21 protein-coding genes are annotated in these 22,123 nt (G+C 72.8%); 7 read left to right on the top strand and 14 right to left on the bottom strand.

All coding sequences use genetic code 11. The features are described from left to right. The first annotated feature begins 60 nt into the window (after positions 1 to 60). Together VLJ82_RS00845 and VLJ82_RS00840 are read left to right on the top strand one after the other, a co-directional pair. Complete coding sequence (locus VLJ82_RS00845; RefSeq protein WP_408661425.1) at positions 61 to 522, top strand: SRPBCC family protein; 462 nt, start codon at positions 61 to 63, stop codon at positions 520 to 522. Between the two features lie 12 nt (positions 523 to 534). Then, positions 535 to 1,014 (top strand): DUF5709 domain-containing protein, encoded by a 480-nt coding sequence (locus VLJ82_RS00840; RefSeq protein WP_408661424.1) that lies wholly within the window; start codon positions 535 to 537, stop codon positions 1,012 to 1,014. Between the two features lie 66 nt (positions 1,015 to 1,080). Here VLJ82_RS00840 and VLJ82_RS00835 read toward each other — a convergent pair whose 3' ends face one another. The 3 genes from VLJ82_RS00835 to VLJ82_RS00825 all read right to left on the bottom strand — a co-directional run bounded on the left by VLJ82_RS00835 (position 1,081) and on the right by VLJ82_RS00825 (position 3,043). Then, a complete protein-coding gene (locus VLJ82_RS00835) occupies positions 1,081 to 1,794 on the bottom strand; it encodes a hypothetical protein (protein ID WP_408661423.1) in 714 nt (237 codons plus the stop codon). Between the two features lie 104 nt (positions 1,795 to 1,898). Next, positions 1,899 to 2,282, bottom strand: a complete 384-nt coding sequence (locus VLJ82_RS00830) for a DUF3037 domain-containing protein (protein ID WP_408661422.1) — start codon at positions 2,280 to 2,282, stop codon at positions 1,899 to 1,901. Then, a complete protein-coding gene (locus VLJ82_RS00825) occupies positions 2,279 to 3,043 on the bottom strand; it encodes a HipA family kinase (protein ID WP_408661421.1) in 765 nt (254 codons plus the stop codon). Before VLJ82_RS00825 ends, VLJ82_RS00830 begins: the two co-directional genes overlap by 4 nt. Before the next feature lie 167 nt (positions 3,044 to 3,210). Between VLJ82_RS00825 and VLJ82_RS00820 the strand changes: the two genes are divergently transcribed. After that, on the top strand, positions 3,211 to 4,794 hold the full coding sequence (locus VLJ82_RS00820) for an alpha-amylase (RefSeq protein WP_408661420.1): 1,584 nt from the start codon (positions 3,211 to 3,213) through the stop codon (positions 4,792 to 4,794). Positions 4,795 to 4,878: 84 nt separating this feature from the next. Here VLJ82_RS00820 and VLJ82_RS00815 read toward each other — a convergent pair whose 3' ends face one another. Beyond that, on the bottom strand, positions 4,879 to 5,736 hold the full coding sequence (locus VLJ82_RS00815) for a hypothetical protein (RefSeq protein ID WP_408661419.1): 858 nt from the start codon (positions 5,734 to 5,736) through the stop codon (positions 4,879 to 4,881). A 163-nt stretch (positions 5,737 to 5,899) separates the two neighbouring features. On the opposite strand from VLJ82_RS00815, the gene VLJ82_RS00810 reads away from it, so the two are divergent. Further along, positions 5,900 to 7,036, top strand: a complete 1,137-nt coding sequence (locus VLJ82_RS00810; RefSeq protein ID WP_408661418.1) for a 5'-3' exonuclease — start codon at positions 5,900 to 5,902, stop codon at positions 7,034 to 7,036. Positions 7,037 to 7,046: 10 nt separating this feature from the next. Here VLJ82_RS00810 and VLJ82_RS00805 read toward each other — a convergent pair whose 3' ends face one another. The 7 genes from VLJ82_RS00805 to VLJ82_RS00775 all read right to left on the bottom strand — a co-directional run bounded on the left by VLJ82_RS00805 (position 7,047) and on the right by VLJ82_RS00775 (position 15,418). After that, positions 7,047 to 8,198 (bottom strand): SRPBCC family protein, encoded by a 1,152-nt coding sequence (locus tag VLJ82_RS00805; RefSeq protein WP_408661417.1) that lies wholly within the window; start codon positions 8,196 to 8,198, stop codon positions 7,047 to 7,049. Between the two features lie 7 nt (positions 8,199 to 8,205). After that, positions 8,206 to 9,063 carry an FAD binding domain-containing protein gene (locus VLJ82_RS00800; protein WP_408661416.1) on the bottom strand — a complete coding sequence of 286 codons (858 nt, stop codon included), beginning with the start codon at positions 9,061 to 9,063 and terminating at the stop codon, positions 8,206 to 8,208. Beyond that, positions 9,060 to 11,582: a xanthine dehydrogenase family protein molybdopterin-binding subunit gene (locus tag VLJ82_RS00795; protein ID WP_408661415.1), complete on the bottom strand. Its 2,523-nt coding sequence runs from the start codon at positions 11,580 to 11,582 to the stop codon at positions 9,060 to 9,062. The genes VLJ82_RS00800 and VLJ82_RS00795 overlap by 4 nt, the downstream gene beginning before the upstream one ends. Then, the gene (locus VLJ82_RS00790; protein WP_408661414.1) at positions 11,579 to 12,142 is read right to left on the bottom strand and encodes a (2Fe-2S)-binding protein; all 564 of its coding nucleotides are present in this window, start codon (positions 12,140 to 12,142) and stop codon (positions 11,579 to 11,581) included. Before VLJ82_RS00790 ends, VLJ82_RS00795 begins: the two co-directional genes overlap by 4 nt. Positions 12,143 to 12,223: 81 nt before the next feature. Beyond that, positions 12,224 to 13,381 carry an XdhC family protein gene (locus VLJ82_RS00785; RefSeq protein WP_408661413.1) on the bottom strand — a complete coding sequence of 386 codons (1,158 nt, stop codon included), beginning with the start codon at positions 13,379 to 13,381 and terminating at the stop codon, positions 12,224 to 12,226. After that, positions 13,374 to 14,507: a vWA domain-containing protein gene (locus VLJ82_RS00780; protein ID WP_408661412.1), complete on the bottom strand. Its 1,134-nt coding sequence runs from the start codon at positions 14,505 to 14,507 to the stop codon at positions 13,374 to 13,376. The genes VLJ82_RS00785 and VLJ82_RS00780 overlap by 8 nt, the downstream gene beginning before the upstream one ends. After that, positions 14,504 to 15,418: an AAA family ATPase gene (locus VLJ82_RS00775; RefSeq protein WP_408661411.1), complete on the bottom strand. Its 915-nt coding sequence runs from the start codon at positions 15,416 to 15,418 to the stop codon at positions 14,504 to 14,506. Before VLJ82_RS00775 ends, VLJ82_RS00780 begins: the two co-directional genes overlap by 4 nt. 88 nt (positions 15,419 to 15,506) lie before the next feature. Between VLJ82_RS00775 and VLJ82_RS00770 the strand changes: the two genes are divergently transcribed. From VLJ82_RS00770 to VLJ82_RS00760, 3 genes are all read left to right on the top strand, one after another. Then, entirely contained in the window at positions 15,507 to 16,310 is an 804-nt protein-coding gene (locus VLJ82_RS00770; RefSeq protein ID WP_408661410.1) for a lysophospholipid acyltransferase family protein, read from the top strand. 188 nt (positions 16,311 to 16,498) lie between these two features. Beyond that, on the top strand, positions 16,499 to 18,211 hold the full coding sequence (locus VLJ82_RS00765; RefSeq protein ID WP_408661409.1) for a metallophosphoesterase family protein: 1,713 nt from the start codon (positions 16,499 to 16,501) through the stop codon (positions 18,209 to 18,211). 73 nt (positions 18,212 to 18,284) lie between these two features. Beyond that, positions 18,285 to 18,749, top strand: coding sequence for a Fur family transcriptional regulator (locus VLJ82_RS00760; protein WP_408661408.1), 465 nt, complete (start codon positions 18,285 to 18,287; stop codon positions 18,747 to 18,749). A gap of 72 nt (positions 18,750 to 18,821) precedes the next feature. On the opposite strand, the gene VLJ82_RS00755 is transcribed toward VLJ82_RS00760, so the two are convergent. From VLJ82_RS00755 to VLJ82_RS00745, 3 genes are read right to left on the bottom strand one after another with little or no spacing between them, the layout of a single operon-like run. Then, on the bottom strand, positions 18,822 to 20,081 hold the full coding sequence (locus VLJ82_RS00755) for a ComEC/Rec2 family competence protein (protein WP_408661407.1): 1,260 nt from the start codon (positions 20,079 to 20,081) through the stop codon (positions 18,822 to 18,824). Then, positions 20,078 to 20,650, bottom strand: coding sequence for a hypothetical protein (locus VLJ82_RS00750; RefSeq protein ID WP_408661406.1), 573 nt, complete (start codon positions 20,648 to 20,650; stop codon positions 20,078 to 20,080). Before VLJ82_RS00750 ends, VLJ82_RS00755 begins: the two co-directional genes overlap by 4 nt. 35 nt (positions 20,651 to 20,685) lie before the next feature. Further along, the gene (locus VLJ82_RS00745) at positions 20,686 to 22,050 is read right to left on the bottom strand and encodes a patatin-like phospholipase family protein (RefSeq protein ID WP_408661405.1); all 1,365 of its coding nucleotides are present in this window, start codon (positions 22,048 to 22,050) and stop codon (positions 20,686 to 20,688) included. Positions 22,051 to 22,123: the final 73 nt, after the last annotated feature.

Raw genomic sequence — 22,123 nt, 5'->3', positions numbered from 1 at the left:
CGGCTCCCGACCGGTGGCACGGCCCGTTGCCGGTCGGCGGCCCGTCCCTAGGATTGTCTGATGGCGCGCATCCGTACCGAACGGCTGGTCCCCGCCGACGTCGAGACGGCCTGGGCGCTGGTCACCGACTGGCCCGCGCAGGGCCGCTGGATACCGCTGACCACGGTGGTCCTCGACCGGCAGGGCCCGTCCGGCCCGGGAGTCGGAACCCGGTTCACCGGCCGCAGCCGGCTCGGCCCGGTGGGCTTCGACGATCCGATGGAGGTCACCGAGTGGCAGCCGCCGGCCGGTGGCGGTCCCGGCCGCTGCCGGATTCGCAAGCTCGGGCCCTGGCTCACCGGCTGGGCCGACATCACCGTGCGGCCGGCCGCCGGCGGCGCCCGGGTCAGCTGGAGCGAGGACGTCCGAGTCCGCTGGCTGCCCCGGCTCGCCGACCCGGTCATCGGCGCGGTCGGCTCGGCGTTCTTCGCCCTGGTGGTGCGCCGGATGGGGGCCGAACTCGCACGCGGCCGTCCCGGGTGATGTAGTGAAGGCATGAGCGAATCCGACGACACCACGTTCGGCGACGAGGTCTACACCGGCGGCGACGACGACGCCGAGTACCTGGACCCGGCCGAGACCCTGACCGGCGACGGCGTCGAGCTGGACGAGCCGCTGGACACCAGCTACTCGCCGCCGGACTTCAGCCCGGTCGCCACCCGGTACGGCAACACCGCCGCCGAGCAGGCCGAGGGCGAGAGCCTGGACCAGCGGCTGGCCCAGGAGATCCCCGACGTCAGCCCGGACGACGTCACCGCTGAGGAGCCGGCGCCCCGGGCCGGCCGGCTGGTCGCCCCGGACGAGGGCGCGCACGAAGACACCGAGGCGGCAGAGGTGGCCTTCGACGTGGGCAAGGCCGGCAGCGCGGCCACCGCCGAGGAGGCCGCCATGCACGTCGTCGAGGAGGACGAGCTGAACGAGCAGGACAGCAACGAGGAGGACCTGACCGGCGATCCGGTCGACGGCTTCCGCTGAAACGCCCAGAGGTGGGGACGGCCCGGCTGAGCCGTCCCCACCGCTAGCTCGGTCCTTGGCCGCCGGCTACGGGCGGTGGCCCTGCCCGCCGCCCTCGGCCGGGCCGATGTCCTCCTCGCCGCCCGGGTAGACGAACGAGTCACGCGGGGCGTAGAAGGAGAAGCCGGTCACCACCTGCAGCGGCGAGGCCGGGCGCAGCGCGTACACCGGGTGTCCGGAGTCCAGGAACTCGATCGACTGCACCTCGAAGGTGCTCACCAGCTCACCGATGTAGGGGTAGTTGCCGGCGATCAGCCGGTTGCCCACCCGGGTGACGTAGCGCAGGTGGCCACCCAGCACGATGTCGGCGACCTCGCCGACCCGGGCCCGGGTGCGGATGATCGGCCGGTTGTCCACCGACGTGGTCGCGGTGGCGATGCCGCCCGCCACCTCCAGGGTGGTGGAACCGGTGCCGGCCGGCACGCCCCGCTCGGCCGCGTACTCCCGCATCACCTGCGAGGAGTTGAAGTAGTGGGTGAAGAAGCGGGCCGGCGTGGTCCCGTCCGGGGCGAAGAAGTCCAGGTCCAACCCCAGGTAGGTGAGCGAGTACGCCCCGAACCCGGTGGTCTGCTGGGCCGAGTCCACCACGTACTGGTTCATGTAGACGGCGGAGTTGGACGCCGGCCGCAGCGCCGGGGGCAGCAGGTGGGCACAGGCGTCCGGGTCCTGCGGGATCCAGCTGGTGTAGAGCATCCGGCTGTTGAGTACCAGTTGCGGTGCGGCGAGCTTGCTGGTTGCCAAGGAGAGTGTTCCTTCCAGGAGTGGGCTGGATCACATGAGGCTCACATCTTGCCGGCCCGTCTGCACGGTGGCAACAAGCTCTTTCTCCGACGCGTGTGAGCCGCTCAGCCGACCAGGGTGTCCAGCAGGTGCTGCAGCTGGCGGGCCGGATCGTCGGTCAGACCGCCGTGGATCGGCCCGGGCTGCACCACGGTGCTGCGCGGGGCGGCCAGCCAGCCGAACCGCTGGCCCAGGCTGATGTCGGCGCCGGACTCGCCGCGGCAGACCGCCTCGACCGCGGCCAGCGCCGAGCGCACCGCGTCGAGGTCCAGGTCGGGGGCCAGCGCCCGCAGCCGGTCGGCGTCGAGCCGGCTGCCCGCGCACAGGAAGTCCGCGCTCTGGCTGTAGAGCAGCACCCCGACGTTGACGAACTCCTCGCGGTCGACCCGCGGCACGCAGCGCAGCACCACGTACTGGAAGCCGTGCCGCTCGCCGCGATCCTCGCTCATGCGGCAGCCGCCCGGGGCAGCCAGGAGGATTCGCCGGCCAGCCGGGCCAGCAGGTAGTCGGCGTAGCGCCGGCGGATCTCGTCCGGCCGGCCGCCGTCGGGCTCCAGCCACTCGTCCGGAACCTGGTCGAGCACCTCTGCCAGCAGCTCGGGGGTGACCAGCGGCGCCAGCGCCCGGCCCGCCTCGGCCACCCCGCCGACGTGGCGCACCAGCACGTGGTCGGAGGCGTCGTAGGGCTGGTGGGCGAAGCGCTGCGGATCGGCGCCCGGCCGCGACCAGCCGTGGTGGAAGTACAGCGCCGCGCCGTGATCGATGAGCCAGAGCTGGCGGTGCCAGATCAGCAGGTTCGGATTGCGCCAGCTGCGGTCGACGTTGGCGGTGAACGCGTCCAGCCACAGGATGCGGGCCGCCTCGTCCGGGTCCACCGGGTAGCCGGCATCCCAGCCGAACGAGCCCGGCAGGAAGTCGACGGCCAGGTTCAGCCCGATGCTGGCGTTGAGCAGGTCCTGCACCTCCTGGTCGGCCTCGTACCGGGCGATCACCGGGTCCAGCTCCAGCGCGCGCAGCTCCGGAACCCGCAGGCCGAGCCGGCGGGCCAGCTCGCCGACCACCACCTCGGCCACCAGCACCTTCAGGCCCTGGCCGGCGCCGCGGAACTTCACCACGTAGGTGCCGAGGTCGTCCGCCTCGACGATGCCGGGCAGCGAGCCGCCCTCGCGCAGCGGGGTGACGTACCGGCTTGCCTGGACGGTGGCGATCACGCCTGCAGCCTAGGGCAGCCTGGCCGGCCGGAACTGTCAGTGGGCCTGGCTAGCTTCTTGGGCATCGACCTCCGGCGCCTTGACACCTGTGAGGCGGGTCACTAGTAAGAAAACGGCGGCAATCGAGAAGTTCCCCCTGCCTGCCGAAGCCCTGCGAAAGGACAATGATGACAAGCCAAATCTCCCCTCCGTCCAACCCGCCAGGTTCAGGCAGGTTCAGCAGGCGCCGGCTCCGGATCGCGGTCGCGGTCGCCGCCAGCGCGGCCACCCTGGCCGCCGCCTCGGTCACCGTGCTCGGCTCGGTCAGTGCGGGGGCGGCCGACCAGCCCGCCCTGGCCAGCCACTCCAACGAGCACGGCACCCGCGACGTGATCGCCAACCTCTGGGAATGGAACTGGGTCTCGATCGCCAAGGAATGCAAGACCGTGCTCGGCCCGAAGGGCTACGCCGGCGTGCAGGTGGCCCCGCCGCAGGACTCGCTGTCCAAGACCGACGGGCCGGTGCACCCCTGGTGGGAGGTCTACCAGCCGGTCGACTACAAGCTGACCAGCCGGATGGGCAACGAGGCGCAGTTCAAGTCGATGGTGGCCACCTGCCGCAAGGCCGGCGTGAAGGTCTACGTCGACGCGGTGATCAACCACATGACGGGCCAGGGCAACATCTCCTACGGCGGCGTGAGCTACTCCAAGTACGAGTACGAGGGCATCTACACCAGCGCGAACTTCCACCACACGCCGGCCGACTGCCCGACCGCGAGCGGCAACATCGAGGACTTCAACAACTACCTGCAGGTCACCAAGTGCGAGCTGGTGAGCCTGTCCGACCTGCGCACCGAGACCAGCTACGTCCGCAACAAGCTGGCCGGCTACCTGAACAAGCTGATCGGCTACGGCGTGTCCGGCTTCCGGATCGACGCGGGCAAGCACATCCCGCAGGCCGACATGACCGCCATCGAGAAGCTGCTGCACCGCACGCTGGACGGCACCCGTCCCTACATCTACCTCGAGGTGCCGCCGGGCGGCCCGGGCAAGCTGTCGCCCTGGGCCTTCATCAACCGGGATGACGTGCTCGGATTCGACTTCGCCCAGCAGGTCCATGACGCGTTCAAGAGCTACACCACCCCGCCGGGCGGCAACATCACCGACCTGTCGGTGTTCGGCGAACGGGCCGGCCTGCTGCCCAGCGAGAGCTCGGTGGCGTTCGTGGCCAACCACGACACCGAGCGCAACGGCTCGACGCTGAGCTACAAGGACGGCGCCACCTACATCCTGGCCACCGAGTTCATGCTGGCCTACGGCTACGGCACGCCGCAGGTGTACGCCAGCTTCGCCTTCACCGGCAACGACGACTCGCCGCCGGCCGACGCCAACGGCTTCATCACCAACACCGACTGCGACGCCGGCTGGGTCTGCATCGACCGCAACAAGGGCGTGGCGAACCTGGTCGGCTGGCACAACTACGTGGGCGATGCCAGGGTGACGAACTGGGCCGACGACGGGGTGAACCTGATCGCGTTCAGCCGCGGGCACCGGGGCTGGATCGCATTGAACAACGGCGACGCCGACAAGACCATGACGTTCCAGACCGGGCTGCCGCGCGGCACCTACTGCGACATCATCCACGGCAACCAGACCTCGTCCAGCCACTGCACCGGCCGCACCTTCACCGTGGACTCGCACGGCAAGGTCCGGGTCCGGGTGCCCGCCAAGGACGCGGTGGCTTTCGCCGCCAACAACCGGCTGCACGGCTAGTACTGCCCCCGGCTAGCCGGAAACGCCGCTAGCACGGAGCGCGCACCGGTCGGGCTTCAACCACGAGGCCCGGCCGGTGCCTCCTCAGCGCACCTCGTCCGGGGACCGGGGCGGGTCCTCGGTGGACAACCGGTCGAGGTCCTCCTGCTCCTGCCGCTCCTCGACCCGCCGCTTGATGCGTCCCAGGCCAGGCAGCGATCCGAGGATCTCGTTGAACTCCTTGGTGGTGTCGAGCAGGTCGCGCACGTCCGGGGCCACCGTGCCCATCGTCCGCACGATCGGCAGGACGTCGTCGCGCATCGCCTGCACCAGTTCCGGCAGGGTGTCGACGAACTGCACGACCGCGTCGACCTCGGCCGGGCTGGTGGTCTGGGCCAGCCGGTCCAGGATCGGCTGCAGGCGCTGCAGGGACGGCTCCGCACCGCCCAGCAGCCCGTCGGCCCGGCCCACCAGCTCACCCGCCTGCTGCAGCAGCGGGCCGGCTTGCTCGGCCAACGGGCCACTGCTGGCAACCAGCGCGCCGGCCTGCTTCGCCAACGGCTCGGTCTCGTCCAGCACCTCGCCGGCGCGGGTGAGCAGCGGCTGGGTCTGGTTGAGCACCGCGTCGGTGCGCTCCAGCAGCGGTTGGGTGTCGTCGAGCACGCCGGAGGTGCGGTCGAGGAGCGTGCCGGCCCGGTCGACCAGGGTGTCGGCCCGGCCGACCAGCTGCTCGGTGTGCTGCAGTACCTGCTCGGCCTGCCCGATGATGGTGCGGGCCGCGCGCTGGGTCTGGTCGATCTCGTCCATCATCACCTTGACCCGGGAGACCACGCTCTCGACCTCGCCCAGCAGGCCCACCACCCGGGGCACCAGCGCGATGGCCTGCTCCAGGGCCTCGTAGCCGCCCTCCGCCAGCCGCAGCAGATCCCTCGGTCCGGGTACCCCTACTGGTCCGAGCCGCATCCAGACACCTCGTTCCCTCCTCGAGCAATCGCGATGACCCACGGCTGCGGCATCGCCGCGTCCGCACCGTAGCCGGGCGTCCTGCCACCCTACGGTGGATGGCGCGCACCTTGCTGGCCGTTCGATGCCGTTCTAGTCGGTACCGGCGTTTACAGTGGTCGGCGTGCAGGATTCGCCGGTGCTGCTGGCCGTGGACGGCAACTCCCTCGTCCACCGCAGCTTCCACTCCCAGGCCGGCACCGGCCTGCGCGCGGCCGACGGCCGGCCGCTGTGGGCGATCCGCGGCCTGCTGACCCAGCTGGTGGCGGCTGCCGAGCGGCTCTGTCCGGCCGCCATCGTGGTCGGCTTCGACGACCCGGTCCTCAGCCATCGCCGCACCCGCTGGCCGCAGTACAAGGCCGGCCGCGCCGACAAGCTGCCCAGCCTGGTGTCCCAGCTGGACGGCGCCGCCGAGGTGCTGCGCAGCATGGGCGTCGCGGTGGTGATCCCGGACGGCCTGGAGGCCGACGATGTGCTGGCCTCGGCGGCCGGCTTCGCGCCGAGCGTGGGCGCCCGCACCGTGATCATGACCTCCGACCGGGACGCCTTCGCCCTGATCGACGAGCACACCCGGGTGCTGCGGATCATCAACGGCGGGGTGGACGCCTCGCCGCTGCTCACCCCGGACCTGCTGGCGGTGATGCTCGGCATCCGTCCCGAGCAGTACCGCGACTACGCCGCGCTGCGCGGCGACCCGTCGGACAACCTGCCCGGCGTGCGCGGGATCGGTGCCAAGACGGCCGCCCGGCTGCTGGCCGAACTCGGCAGCGCCGCCGCGGTGTTCGAAGACCTGGCCGCGGGCGGAGCCCGGGTCAGGGCAGCGGTGGGCGGTGCGGCGGCCAGCCGGCTGGCCCAGCCGGAGTCCCGGGCGGCCTGGGAGCTGAACTGCCAGGTGATGCGGATGCACCACGACCTGGACCTGGGTCTGGATCTGGGCCGTGGTCCCGGCGTGCTGCCGCTGGACTCGGCCGCCGTGAGCGCTGCTTTCCGGGCCCACCAGCTCACCTGGACCACGCCGGCCGCCCTGCAGTTCCTGGCCTACCAGGAGCCACCGGAACGGCCGGTCGAGCATGCCTGGTCGGCGGAACCGGCCGCCCCCGGCGAGGCAACCTGGACCGGGCAGCCGGCGGGCTCCACCGGCCGGGCCGGCACGGGCCGGACGCCGGCGGAGTACGGGCGGTCCGGCCGCCGGCACGGCAGGCTGGCCAAGCACGCACCGCAGCCGCAGGACGCGGCGGTCCAGCTGTCGCTGTTCGACTGAGCCAGCCGCGTCAGCGCCGGCGCCGGATCACCAACCAGGCCACCACCAGCGCCAGGGCAGCCACCGGAGCAGCCAGCCGCTTGGCTACCGCGGGCCCCGCCGAACTCAGCAGGTCGATCGGCTCCACCTCGGCCGCCGGCCGCCGGGGCGGCGGCCGGTGTGCCACCGGCGCCGCAGCAGACCAAGCCGGCGCGGCACTGTCGATCCGCTGGGCCGGGGGAGCGGCTTCGGACGCGGCGGCAGGCTCCACCGGCTGTTCGCCCGGCACTGGGACCGGCACCGCCACCACCGCCGCACCGCCGGCCGGGTCGGACCCGGCGGTGGCCGCATCGGTTGCCTCCGTGGACTCCCGCAGCCCGGCCTCGCCGGCCTCCACCACGTCGGGATCGGCCAGGCCCGGCGCCGCGAGGCTCGGCCCTGGCTCACCGGGCTCGGCCAGGCTCGGTCCTGGCTCACCGTGCTCGGCCCGGCTCGGGCTGGGCTCGGCAAGGTCAGGCCCGGCCTCGTCCCGTTCCGCCGCATCCGGACCGGACCCGGCCGGCTGCTGATCGGACGTGCCCTGATCGGCGATGCCGAGCTGTTCCGCGCTGGCGGACTCGGCGCCGCGCAGCGTGGCGGCGACCTCCTGCTCGTCACTGTCGAGCGGACGGTCCGCACCGCCGGCCGGCAGGCTCCCGGCAGCAGCGCTGCCAGCAGCCGTGCCGGTATCGGGCTGCGGCTCGGCCAGCGTGCCGGCCAGGCAGTCGGCGAACTGCCCGATCAGCTTGTTGCCGACGTCGACCATCACCCCCCGCCCGAACTGGGCCGGCTTGCCGGTGATGGTCAGGTCGGTCACCACGGTCACCTCGGTGCTGCCGCCCTGGGCGGCGGTCAGCGTCGCGGTGATGGTGGCCTTGGCGGTGCCGTTGCCCCGGGCGTCCTTGCCCTGCGCGTCGATCACCGCCCGGTGGCTGTCGGCATCCCGCTCGACCCAGTGCGCCTTTCCCCGGTAGGTGAGGCCGATCGGCCCCAGTCGCACCTTGACCGAGCCGGTGAACTCGTCTTCGGCCACGGTGTCCAGCGCGGCGCCCGGCATGCAGGGCGCGATCCGCTCGATGTCGAGCAGCACCTCCCAGGCCTGGTCGACGTCGGCCGGCACGGTGAAGTTGTGGGTGAGCTGCATGGCCCGCTCAGATCCCGGCCGCGTGCCGCACGGCCCGCCGGGTCAGCACGGTGGCCAGGTGCTCGCGGTAGTCAGCCTTGGCGGACAGGTCACTGGGCGCCGAGGTGCCCTCGGCGGCCGAGGCGCTGGCCCGCGCGATCGACTCCTCGGTAGCCGGCGCCCCGGCCAGCGCCTGCTCCGAGGCACTGGCCCGCAGCGGAGTGGATCCCATGTTGGTCAGGCCGATCCGGGCCTCGGTGATGGTGCCGTCGGACCGGTGCACCGCGGCCGCCACCGCCACGATCGACCAGGCCTGGGCGACCCGGTTCAGCTTCTCGTAGTGCGTCGACCAGCCCGCCCCCAGCTTCGGCACCCGGATCGCGGTGAGGATCTCGCCCGGCCGCATCGAGGTGGTCAGGTAGTCGGTGAAGAAGTCCCGGGCGGCGATAGACCGTTCCCCGTCCGGGCCCTGCACCCGCAGCTCGGCATCCAGCGCCAGTGCGACCGCGGGCAGGTCACCGGCCGGGTCGGCGTGCGCCAGCGAGCCGCCGAAGGTGCCCCGGTGCCGGACCTGCCGGTCGGCCACCGTCTCGGTGGCCTGGGCGATCAGCGGGGCGTGCTGGCGGATCAACGGGTCGGCCAGGATCGCAGCGTGGGTGGTCATCGCCCCGATCAGCAGGGCGTCGCCGTCGTCGGTGACCCCGGCCAGCTCACCGATGCCGCCGAGGTCGATCACCAGCTCCGGATAGGCCAGTCGCAACCGCAGGATCGGCAGCAGCGACTGGCCGCCGGCCAGCAGCTTGGCGTCCTCGCCCGCTGCTGCGTAGGCCTGCACCGCCTCGGAAACCGAGGTGGGCTTGAGGTAGTCGAACGGCGCCGGGATCACAGCTGGCCTCCCTCGGTAGCGCCGGAACCGTCAGAGCCGGAACCGTCAGAGCCGGAACCGTCGGACGAGGACGTGCTGCTGCCGCCCCAGGACACCGTGCCGCCCGGATCCCGGCCGGACTTCTCCGCTCCCTGGGAGATGGCGCGCCAGACCCGCTCCGGGGTGCACGGCATCTGCACGTCGTTGATGCCCCACGGCCGCAGCGCGTCCACGATCGCGTTCACCACCGCCGGGGTGGAGGCGATGGTGCCGGCCTCGCCGACGCCCTTGACGCCCAGCGGATTGGTGGTGGACCGGCTGACCGTCCGGTCGGTGGTGAAGGCCGGCAGGTCGGCCGCCGAGGGCAGCAGGTAGTCCACGAACGAGCCGGTGGTCAGGTTTCCCTCGTCGTCGTAGACCGCTTCCTCGTACAGCGCCTGGGCGATGCCCTGGGCCAGGCCGCCGTGCACCTGCCCCTCCACGATCAGCGGGTTGACCACCTCGCCGATGTCGTCGACGCACACGTACTTGCGGATCGTGGAGAACCCGGTCTCGGTGTCGACCTCGACCGCGCACAGGTGGGTGCCGTGCGGGAAGGAGAAGTTCTCCGGGTCGAAGGCGGCGGTGGCGTCCAGGTCGGGCTCCATGCCCTCGGGCAGGTCGTGCGCCGAGAACACCGCGAAGGCGAGCTCCGCCAGGCTCTTGCTGCTGCCGGGGGAGCCCTTGACCGTGAAGGTGCCGCCGGCGAACTCCAGGTCGTCCTCGTTGGCCTCCAGCAGGTGCGCGGCCAGCCGGCGGGCCTTGGCGATCACCTTCTGGGCCGCGTGCACCACCGCGATGCCGCCCACCACCAGCGACCGCGAGCCGTAGCTGTCCAGCCCGCGCGCCGAGGACTGGGTGTCGCCGTGCAGCACCTCGACGTCTTCGAACGGCACGCCCAGCTGGTCGGCGACGATCTGGCTCCAGGCGGTCTCATGGCCCTGGCCGTGCGGGCTGGTCCCGGTGATCACCTCCACCTTGCCCGATGCCAGCATCCGGATGGTGGCGCTCTCCCAGCCGCCCGCGGCGTAGGACAGCGCTCCGAGCACCCGGGACGGCGCCAGGCCGCACATCTCGGTGAAGGTGGAGATGCCCAGTCCCAGCTGCACCGGGTCTTTCCGGGATCGCCGCTCGGCCTGCTCGGCCGCCAACTCGTCCCAGCCGAACAGCTCCAGTGCCCGGTCGGTAGCGGCCTCGTAGTTGCCGCTGTCGTAGGTCAGCCCCGCCACCGTGGTGAACGGGAACTCCTCGTGGGTGATCCAGTTCTTGCGGCGCAGCTCCATCCGGTCCATGCCGAGCTCGACCGCCAGCTCGTCCATGATCCGCTCGATGGCGAAGGTCGCCTCCGGACGGCCGGCGCCCCGGTAGGCGTCGGTCGGGGTCTTGTTGGTGAACACTCCCTCGCAGACGAAGCGGTAGGCGTCGAACTTGTAGATGGCGTTGAACATGAACGCGCCGAGGATCGGCACGCCGGGCGAGACCAGCCGCAGGTAGGCACCCATGTCGGCGTAGAGGTGCACGTCCAGGCCGGTCACCGTGCCGTCCCGGCGGGCGGTGATGGTGATGTCCTGGATCTGGTCACGGCCGTGGTGGGCGCTCATCAGCGACTCCGACCGGGACTCGGTGTACTTGGCCGGCTTGCCCAGCCGGCGGGCCACCAACGCGGTGATCACCTCCTCCGGGGTCACCTGCAGCTTGCCGCCGAAGCCGCCACCGACGTCCGGGGCGATCACCCGCACCTGGTGCTCGGGCACGTCCAGGGTGAGGGCCAGCATGGTGCGCAGGATGTGCGGGATCTGGGTCGCCGACCACATCACGAAGCCGCCGCCCTGCGGCTGCACCACGGTCGAGCGGGGCTCCATGAACGCCGGGATCAGCCGCTGCTGCACGAACCGGCGCCGGACGGTCACCTCGGCCTGGCCGAGCACCTCCTCGATCGGGGCGCCGGTGCCGGCCGAGCCCGACTCGAAGACCCAGGTGAAGGACCGGTTGGACTCCAGGTGGGCATGCACCTGGTCGGCGCCCTCGGCGAGCGCGGCCTCCATGTCCAGCACCACCGGCAGCGGCTCGTAGTCGATCTCGATGGCCTCCAGGGCGTCCTGCGCAGCGGCCTTGTCCCGGGCCACCACCACCGCGACCGCCTCGCCGACGTGGTTGACCTCGTCGACGGCCAGGCTCGGGTGGCCCGGGTTGACCATCTCCGGGGTGACCGGCCAGGCACACGGGATGCTGCCCTGGGTGTCGGCGAAGTCCCGGCCGGAGAAGGCGGCCAGCACCCCGGGCCGGGACAGCGCGGGCGTGACGTCCAGCGCGGTGATCCGGGCGTGCGCCATCGGGCTGCGCAGGATAGCCAGGTGCACCATGCCGGGCAGCGTCAGATTGTCCGTCCAGGTGGTCTGGCCGGTGAGCAGGTGCTGGTCCTCCTTGCGCTTGCGGGGCTGGCCGATCTCGGCCGCCGGGCCGCCGCCGGCCACGTCGGGACGCTCGTCGATGGTGGTCATGCCGACACCTCCGCATTCGGAACAGACGCGCCCGGAACAGACCCAGTCGGGTCGGACGCGACTGGATCGCCCGCGCCAGATCCACCGGCGCCGGCTCGCATCGCCTGCCCGGCGGCCTGGATGGCCGCCACGATGTTCTGGTAACCGGTACACCGGCACAGGTTGCCCTCGATGCCTTCCCGGACCTCCTGCTCGGACGGGTCCGGGTTCTCCCGCAGCAGGTCGCAGGCGGCCAGCATCATTCCCGGCGTGCAGAACCCGCACTGCAGGGCGTGCGAGTCGTGGAAGGCCTGCTGCACTGGGTGCAACGAGCCGTCCGGGCCGCTCAGGCCCTCGACGGTGGTGACGCTGGCACCGTCGGCCTGCACCGCCAGCACCGAGCAGCTCTTGACGCCCACCCCGTCCAGCAGCACCGTGCAGGCGCCGCAGTTGCTGGTGTCGCACCCGACCACGGTGCCGACCTTGCCCAGCCGGTCGCGCAGGTAGTGCACCAGGAGCATCCGCGGCTCCACCTCGTCGGTGTAGGCCGTTCCGTCGACTGTCACGTTGACCCGGGTCATCAGACCTCCAGCTCGACTTGGGTGTGACGTCAGACAATCCCTTCCCAGCGAAAACCGCAACCCACGAAATCGGGCGATGTCTCAGCCGGCGAACTCCGCCGCCGGCTCCCCGGCAGCGGCGGCGTGGATCGGGCCGGCGACGCTGCGCAACGGCTGCCCGGAGCCGCCCCAGCGGGCCGCGATGATCTCCGCGGCCACCGAGACGGCGGTCTCCTCCGGGGTGCGGGCGCCGATGTCCAGCCCGATCGGCGCCCGCAGCCGGGCCAGCTCCGCCTCGGTCAGGCCCAGCTCGCGCAACCGCTGCAGGCGGTCGTCGTGGGTACGCCGCGAGCCCATCGCGCCGATGTAGGCCAGCGGCATCCGCAACGCCAGCTCCAGCAGCGGCACGTCGAACTTCGGGTCATGGGTGAGCAGGCAGATCACCGTCCGCTCGTCGGTCTCGGTGCCGGCCAGGTAGCGGTGCGGCCAGTCGACGATCACCTCGTCGGCGTCCGGGAACCGCTGCCGGGTGGCAAAGACCGGCCGGGCGTCGCAGACGGTCACCCGGTAGCCCAGGAACGAGCCGATCCGGGCCACCGCGGAGGCGAAGTCGATGGCGCCGAAGACGATCATCCGGGGCCGCGGGGCGTAGCTGGCGACGAAGACCGCGATGTCGTCCACCCGGCGCTCGCCGTCGTGGCCGTAGTGCAGCACCCCGGTCCGGCCCTGGGCCAGCAGCCCGCGGGCGTCGTCGCGCAGCGCGTCCACCAGCCGCTGCGAACCGTCGGTGAGCAGGCTGCCGGCGACGGCGTCCTTCGAAGCGGCGGCGGGCCTGACCACCAGCCGGCGGCCCAGCAGGTCCGGCGGCGCCTCCACCACGGTGGCCACCGCCACCGGCCGGCCGGCCCGGATGTCGGCGACCACCTCGCCGAACTCGGGAAAGGTGTCCCGCGAGATCCGCTCGCAGAAGATGTCGAGAATGCCGCCGCAGGTCAGCCCCACCGCGAAGGCGTCGTCGTCGGAGACGCCGTAGCGCTGCAGCACCGGCGCCCGGCCGTCGCGGACCTCGGTGGCCAGCTGGTAGACCGCCCCCTCCACGCAGCCGCCGGACACGCTGCCGGCAGCGCTGCCGTCCGGGCCGACCAGCATCGCCGCCCCCGGCTGGCGCGGCGCCGAGCTCCAGGTCGCCACCACGGTGGCCAGCCCCACTTCCGCACCCTGGTCCCACCAGTGCCGCAGCTCGTCCAGCACGTCACGCATCGGCGATCACCTCCACCAGTTCGGTCAGCGCCGCGAAGCTGTGCCCGGCCACCAGCGAGTCGATGTACGGCAGTGCCGCCACCATGCCGCCGGTGACCGGGGCGAAGCCGTCCTTGCCCTTGTGCGGATTGACCCAGACCACCGCGTGCGCCAGCCGGGACAGCCGGGCCAGCTGGCTGCCCAGCTCCGCCGGGTCGCCGCGCTCCCAGCCGTCCGAGCACACCACCAGCACCGCGCCGCGGGCCACCCCGCGCTGCCCCCAGCGGTCGGAGAACGCCTTCAGGGTGTCGCCGAGCCGGGTGCCGCCCCGCCAGTCCGGCACCGCGCGGCCGGCGGCGGCCAGCGCCCGGTCCGGATCGCGCAGCCGCAGCTCCCGGGTCACCCGGGTCAGCCGGGTGCCGAGCGTGAACACCTCGGTGTTCAGCGGCGCGCTGCGCACGGCGGCGTGGCCGAAGCGCAGCAACCAGTCGGCGTACGGCGCCATCGACCCGCTGACGTCGATCAGCAGCACCAGCCGGCGCGGCTTGTGCCGGCGGCGGCGCCGGACCAGCTCCGCGGGCTCGCCGCCCCGGCTCAGCATCCGGCGCACGGTGCGCTCCAGGTCCACCCGGCCGCGCGGCGCGCGGGTGTAGCGCAGCGACCGCCGGCCGGCGGCCCGCGGCGCCAGCAGCGCGAACAGCCGCTGCAACTGGGCCCGCTCGGTGGCGCTGAGCGTCGTGACGTCCTTGTGCCGCAGGATCTCGTGCTGGCTGGCGTGCACCGCGAAGCGGGGACTGTCGTCGGTGTCCTCGCCGTCCCCGGCAGCGTCCGGCTCGAACGCCGCCGGCCGGAGCAGCGGAGGCGGCTCGGACGCGGACCGGCCGCGGGCCGGCCGGCGGCCGCCGAAGTACAGCGCGAACGCCGCGTCGTAGCGGTCCAGGTCCTCGGGGTCGGCGCACAGCGTCAGCCGGCCGGCCCAGTACACCTGGTTCGGATCCAGCACGTCCAGGTGGCCGAGCGCGCCCAGCAGGGCCTGCACCCGGTCCGGCCCGGCCGGCACCCCGGCATGCCGCAGGGTCCGGGCGAAGCCCAGCACCACGTCGACCACGTCCCGCGGTGGGCCGGCGGTTGTTCGGCCAGTGGTCATCCGGCCAGCTCTGCCAGCACCGTGTCGCGAATGCGCACCGCGTCCTCCTGGTACTTCAGCACCGCGCCCAGGGTGGCCGCCGCCCGGTCGGCGTCCAGGCCGTCCGCGCCGAGCAGGTGCAGCGCCTGCGCCCAGTCGATCGACTCGGCCACGCCGGGCGGCTTGAGCAGGTCGGCCGCGCGCATCCGGCGGACCGCCGCGGCCACCTCGCGCGCCAGCCGCTCGCTCACCTCCGGCAGCCGGCGGCGCAGGATCGCCACCTCCCGCTCGTAGGACGGGTGCGCCACCCAGTGGTAGAGGCAGCGCCGCTTCAGCGCGTCGTGCACCTCCCGGGTGCGGTTGGAGGTGAGCACCACCAGCGGCGGCGCCGCGGCCCGGATGGTGCCCAGCTCCGGGATGGTCACCGCGTTGTCGGCCAGCACCTCCAGCAGGAACGCCTCGAACTCGTCGTCCGCGCGGTCGATCTCGTCGATCAGCAGCACCGACGGGGTGTGCTCCAGGGCGCGCAGGATCGGCCGGGCGATCAGGAACCGCCGGTCATACAGCGAGCGCTCCAGCTCGGCGGCGTCGGTGGCGCCGGAGTCCGGATCGGCCCGCACGGCGGTCTCGGCGGCCCGCAGGTGCAGCACCTGGCGCGGGAAGTCCCAGTCGTAGAGGGCCTGGGCGGCGTCGATCCCCTCGTAGCACTGCAGCCGGACCAGCTCGGCGCCGAGCACCTCGGCCAGCGCCTGCGCCAGGCTGGTCTTGCCGACGCCCGCGTCACCTTCCAGGAACAGCGGCCGGTGCATGCGCAGCGCCAGGAACGCCGCGGTGCTCAGTCCCTCGTCGGGGAGGTACCCGGTCGCCTCCAGGGCACGGCCGATGTCGGTGGGGCCCAGTGCCGCCGGGTCGGAGGTGTCCGCGAGTGCCATCGCCCCAGCATGGCCCCAACTCCCCGGACGCGCCACGTCCGCCCCCGGGTGCTGCCCGGGCCGGCGCGGCTGCCGCTACGGTAGGCGGATGGAGCCGGTGTATGCCTCGGTGATCGGCCTGAGCCGCGTCCTGTTCGCGCTGCAGGGGCTGCGCTGCACGATCACCGGCGCCGAGAACGTGCCGGCCACCGGCGGCGCGGTGATGGCCGTCAACCACACCGGGTACCTGGACTTCGCCTTCGCCGGCATGGCCGCCCGCCCGGCCGGCCGGCTGGTGCGGTTCATGGCCAAGGAACAGGTGTTCCGGCACCCGGTCAGCGGGCCGCTGATGCGCGGCATGCACCACATCCCGGTCGACCGGGACGCCGGCGCCGCCTCTTACCGGGCCGCCGTCGCGGCGCTGAAGTCCGGCGAGATCGTCGGGGTGTTCCCCGAGGCCACCATCTCGCGCTCCTTCGAGCTCAAGGAGTTCAAGAGCGGCGCGGTCCGGATGGCGGCCGCGGGCGGGGTGCCGCTGCTGCCGACGGTGATCTGGGGATCGCAGCGGATCTGGACCAAAGGTCTGCCCCGCCGGCTCGGCCGGACCCGCACCCCGATCCTGATCGGCGTGGGCGCCCCGATCCCGGTCAGCCGCAAGGACGAGCCCGAGCTGGTGCTGCGCTCGCTGCGCAAGGCGATGACCGAGCTGCTGCACGCCGCGCAGGACGCCTACCCGCCGCTGACCGGTGATGACCTGCGGTTCCTGCCGGCCCGGCTGGGCGGCACCGCCCCGACGCCGGAGCAGGCCGAGCAGCTGGAACTCGCCGACGCAACCGATCAGGCCGGCTCGGCCGATGACACTGCCGGCTCGGCCGATCAGGCCACCGGCCAGGACCCTGGCCCTCCTCAGTAGTCCGGCCCAGACCACCGGCTGGCTCTCGCGCCATGTCGTATCCGATTCGAACGCCAGGGCGTGCAGATCGGATACCCGATCGGCCCGAATACGACATCGACGTGAATACCGGCCGCCTGGGCGGCCGGCCGGAGCACGGCATCACTCAGGAAAGCCGTCTGCAGCCACCCCGAACTAAACTGGCCGGGATGACCAGTCAGCAGGACCTGGAGCGGGCAGTCCCGCGTGAGCTGACCCAGGTCCCGTCCCGGCCGCTGCCCGGGCCGGCACGTCGGCGGTTCCCGACCAGGCTGGCGGTCCGGGCGCTCACCCTGCTCGCCCTGGTGCTCACCCCGGCCGCAGCCGGCCTCACCGCGGTCGCCTGGGCTCCGCCGGCGCACGTCCGCGACGTCGGACTGGACGGCCTGAGCGCCCAGGTGAAGCTGCGGATCGGCAGCAACACGGTGCAGGTGGACTCCGGGCTGCTCGGCGGGCTGCGCCGGCCAGGCCCGGTGGTGCTGGGCAAGCACGTCGGCCTCGACGTCCGTCCCACCGACCTGGACCTGACGCTGTTCAGCTCCACCGGCACCCTGGACCGTTCCACCATCGACGTGGTCGGCCACCTGTTCTCCGACTCCCAGGCCCGCCGGGACGAGCTGAACAAGCTGACCGCCGCGGTGCTGCGCTACTACGGCACCGTCGGCTTCGGCACCGCCTACCTGGTGGCGATGGCAGAGATCCTCGGCTACGCCTACCTCAAGTACCGCCGCCGGGCGCTGGACCGGCTCTCGCCGCGGCAGCGGGTGGCGGTGCTCGCCGACCGGGGCCCGGAGCGCCGGGCCGCGCGGCTGGTGGCGGTCGCCGCGATGCTGGCGGTGCTGGTGCCGGCCGGCTACCTCTGCTCGCCGCTGTCGGACCGCCACCAGCCGATCGAGCCGGACCCGACGCTGGCGAACACCTTCCTGTCCGGCTGGCAGATCACCGGGCCGTTCGAGTACCTGATCTCGCAGGCCGTCACCACCGTCGACTCGCTCGGCAAGAGCGAGCAGGCCTTCTACGACCGGGTCTCGGCCAACCGGGACGCCGCGTTCGAAGCCCGGTTCGGGGTGCCCACGCTGCCGCCCAGCCCGGACCTGCTCCGGATCGCCGTGCTGGACGACCTGCAGGGCACGTCCGGCATGGCCCGGGTGGTCGGCGAGAGCGCCCAGCACGTCTCGGCCGACGCCATCCTCAACCTCGGCGACCTGACCGCCACCGGCACCGAGCAGGAGTCCTACCTGTCCTACCTCAAGAGCTACACCGTCGACGTGCTCGCCCACTACGCCGGCGACATCCCGGTCTACAGCTCGCTGGGCCGGCATGACACCCCGGCGGTGGCGGCCTACGCCAAGAAGGTGCACGTCTCGATCGCCAACGGCACGCCGCAGAAGATCGACGGGGTCAAGTTCCTCGGCGCGAACAGCCCGTACGTGGTGAGGTTCGGCTCGGCCGCCGAGCTGATCGACCCGGCGGTCACCACCGAGACGGTGGCCGCGGGGCTGCGCCAGGCCGCCTGCGCCGAGCAGCCGCTGGCGGTCTACGCCCACGACAAGGAACTGCTGGACGAGGTGACCGGCTCCGGCTGCGTGCCGATCGTGATCGGCGGCCACGACTACACCGGACGCCCCAGCGCCGACCTCGACACCCCGAACGGCGTGGTCCGCCGGATCATCCTGGGCAGCACCGGCGGCCACGGCGAGGGCGACGGCTTCGGCGGGCTGTCCACCCCGCGCAACAACGCGCCGTTCGTGCTGCTGACCGTCGACCGGCGCGACGGCGCGGTCACCGCCGACACCGTCACCGTCCATCCGGACGCCTCGGTCACCGTGGCCACGGTCAACCTGGCGCCGCTGACCGCCGAGCAGCTGTCCCGGCTGCGGTGACCGGCGGTCCGGCCGATGAGGAACACTGGAACCGATCCGGGTGGTAGCCGCGCGCCGGCAGGAAGGGAAGAACATGACCGCAGGACGGACGAGCCCCGCCGCACCGGCCGGTCCGCCTCCCACCCGGCTGCGCAACACCCGCCAGGCCGAGGCGGTCGAGTCGATCCTGCGCGAGTCCGACGGCTTCCGCACCGCGCAGGACCTGTTCGCCGAGCTCCGCCGGCGGGGGGAGCGGATCGGGCTGACCACGGTCTACCGGCACCTGGCCCTGCTGGCCGAGCAGGGCAGCGCGGACGTGGTGCACACCGCCGACGGCGAGTCCCAGTACCGGCTGTGCGGGGTGCCGGCGGGTGAGCCGGCCGGCGAGCACCATCACCACCTGGTCTGCCGGGAGTGCGGCCGCAGCGTCGAGGTGAGCGGTCCGGAGGTGGAGGCCTGGGCCGAGCGGGTGGCCGCCGCCGCCGGCTACACCCAGGTCAGCCACACCCTGGAGGTGTTCGGGCTCTGCCCGCAGCACTCCGCTCCTCCCGGCGGCTGACGGCACAACCCCGCCGGACGGCCGGCTGAAGCTGAGGACCGGCCAGCTATGGACTGGCCGGCTATGGGCCGGCTAAGGCTGAGGACTGGCCGGTTGAGGGCGGGCCGGCTTGGCGGGCTTGGCCGGCTTGGTCCGCTTGACGGCGAGCACCTCGCGGGCCGCGGCCAGGTCGATCGGCGCGCGGGGCGCGTCGCCCAGCCGGAACAGCCGGATCGGCCGGCCGCTGACCCGCGAGACAACCGCGGCGATGGAACCCGCCGGGGTGCCGCTGTCCAGGCTGCTGCCGGTGACGTGGATGCCCAGTTGCTGGTCGGACTCCCGGGCCAGTCCCTTGGTGGTGGTGGCCTGGCGCGCCTCCCGGGCGGCATCCATCGCCAGCTGGTGCGGAAAGCCGTACCTGCCACCGCCGGCCACCGAGGACACCAGCGCGACCGGCGCCCCCACCCGTTCCATCAGCTCCAGGTTGATCCCGTGCTTGGAGGCGTGGTGGGAGATCTTGAACAGGTCGGCCGCCAGGTAGTCCTTGCCCAGCGCGGTGCGCAGCTCCTTGGCGAGCGCGGCGTTCTGGGACTGCTGCAGCGCCGGGAAGTCCACCGTGGTCTGCGCCCAGGAGGTGAACTGGGCGTCCGCGCCGAGCAGCAGCCGGTGGCCGGGCTGCGGGGCCAGCCGCCGGTTCGTGCGGTTGCCGGCGGCGGGCTCGGCGTACAGCTGGGTCGCCGGGTAGTCGACCATCAGGGTGATGGAGGAGTCGTTGATCCCGACGCCGTAGGTGTCGAACCGGTTGCGCAGGCCGATGCCGGGGCCCAGGGCGGTGAAACGCACCCAGTCCAGGGTCAGCCGGGTGCCGGAGGTCGGTTGCAGCCGGCGGATCCACGGGCTGCTCTCCAGCGCCACCATCAGGTTGTGGAAGGACGGCGTGGGAAAGAAGAAGCCCGGTTCCCAGAACTGGTCGATGCAGCCGGACGGCCCGTTGTAGCGGTTCAGCAGGTCGCTCATGCCGCCGATGTGGTCGAAGTGCGGGTGGGTGGCGACCAGCAGCCGGATCTGTCCGGCGGTGCCCGGCGGCTCGATCAGGCCGGCGGCGTGCAGGGCGTCCAGCAGCGCGGGCAGCTTGCCCGGGACGGCCACGTCGACCACCACCAGCCGGCGCACGGAGTCGTTCGAGTCCGGCGGCAGCACCAGCAACTGGGCGTCGCCGTCGCCGACGTTGAGCAGGAAGTACAGCAGGGCGTCCGGCTCGTCGGCGATGGCCGCCAGCAGCGAGCCCGGTGCCGGGCCGGCCGGGGCGAGGCTGGCGTCGGGCACCGGGCCGACGACCTCGACGGCCGTCACCGCAGCCCCCGCGGCGGGGCGGCGACCTTGAGCGGCCGCAACGGCCGGGCGGCCCGTGCCTGCAGCGTCTCGGCCTGCCGGGCCCGGATCCGCTTGTCCACCTTCTGGGCGGCGGGCACCGCGCCGAGTCCGGCGTGGTAGGCGAGTTTCGCCGCCTCCCGGGCGTCGGCGGAGACGTCGTACACCGCGCCGGCGAAGAGCTCGCGCAGGTCGGCCAGCTCCGGCTCGGTGCCCGGCTCCCGGTCGGTGTCCGGCCAGCCCGCCCCGGCGTCCTGCACGGCGAAGGTGTCCCCGCACCGGGGCCGGCGCCGGAGCCGGTTCGGCAGGTACAGCTGGGCGTGCAGCAGTTCCAGGTCGATCGCGGCGGCGGCGCTGTCCTGCTCGCTGTCGCCCAGCCAGACCAGCCGGCCGAACTGGTCGACGTCCGGCCAGGGCCAGCGGCGCAGCAGGGCCAGCCGGCCGACCAGCTCCTCCAGCACCACGTAGCCGTAGCCGGGCAGCTGCTCGGCCGGTACCGGCAGGTCCTCCGGCTCCCACGCGACCGCACTTCCCGGCGGTACCGCGGTCATGGCCGCCTCTCCTTCACCACGACGGTTCGGCGCGGTCAGTCCGTCAGCGCTTGGAAGCGCTGCTTGGTCGGCAGGTCGTACAGCGGCGCGCCGAAGAAGATGTGCAAGTTGGCCATGGTGAGGACGTAGCCGAGCCAGAGCAGGGCGGCGGCCGGATCACGGCCCACCTTGGCGAGCGTGGTGGGCACCTTGTCGGAGAGCGTGCGCGCCTCGTCGATCCAGGACTGGTCGGCGAACGCGGCGAGCTTGGCGGCGACCTCCAGGCAGGCGGCCTGCTCGGACGGGGACGGCAGCCTGGCCGTGCTGGGCCAGCGCGGGTCGGTGGCGATGTGGGTCAGCGCACCGTTCAGGCCGGCGCTGGCCAGCAGGGCGTCGCGTTGCGGCCCGACCGGCAGCGCCAGGCCCAGCCGGACCGTGTCGAACTGCCGGATCAGGCCGGAGCGCCGGTTGGTGGTGCCCACCTGGTACAGGATTCCCTTCTCCCGCAGCAGGGTCAGCAGCTCACCCAGCAACGGCACCCGCATCAGCGCCGGCGCCGCCGCCCAGCCCTCGCGGGCCGAGGCGTTGACCACCAGCAGGTTGTCCGGCGCGACGCCGGCCACCGCGGCGAGCTCGGCGTTTCCCTTCATCCGGCTGACGAACCGCTGGGCCCACTGCTCGCCCATGTTGTCGTACACGCCACCGTCCACCAGCCACAGCGTCGAGCGGTCGGGGGTGCTGAACCCCAGCTTCGCCGCCGACAGCGAGCGGGGCGGGAAGCCGCCCGGAAAGCAGGCCGAGGCCTGCACCGCCGTCGACAGCTCGAGGTTGCCCGCGCCGGTCGAGGTGCCGAACTCGTAGCTGTAGGCGAACGCCCGGGACAGGTAGGCGTGCACCTTGGACTGCACCTCGGTGGCGCACAGCACGTGCGTCACCGACTCCGACAGCTCGGCCAGCCGGATCGCGTTGCCGTCCGGTCCGGTGAACAGCAACCGCCGGAAGATCCGGTCCGCGACCACGCTGCGGGCCTCCAGCAGTCCCAGCGCCAGTACCAGCCCGAGCAGGCACAGCACCAGCCGCAGCCAGCCGGCGACCGGCAGGAACCAGGCGCCGATCGCCACCAGCACACCCAGGCCGATGCCGGCCAGCAACGCCACCGCCTGCGGTGCCCACTGCACGGTGCCCTGGACGGCGCACCGCTTCACCAGCGGCGCCACCGCCGCCTCGAACTGCGGGCCCGACACGGTGGAGTAGTCCAGGTGGGCGCCGACGTAGCCGTTGGTCAGCGAACCGCCGGACACCGAGGCGATCGAGGTCACCTCGGTGTTCAGCCCGGCGTCGGCCAGGTACTGCAGGGCTCCCAATCCGAACAGGCTGGCGCGGTGCCCGCCGCCTGAGATCGCGACCGACCAACTGGGCATCGTGGGCTCTCCTCGCCGACGCGCTGCACTGCTGTTTGTGCGGGGACCGGTCGGAGCCCGCCATCTCCCGCGG

This window comes from Jatrophihabitans sp. (genome assembly GCF_035474675.1).
Lineage (GTDB): Bacteria > Actinomycetota > Actinomycetes > Mycobacteriales > Jatrophihabitantaceae > Jatrophihabitans_A.
This window is presented reverse-complemented; position numbering and strand designations above follow the sequence as displayed.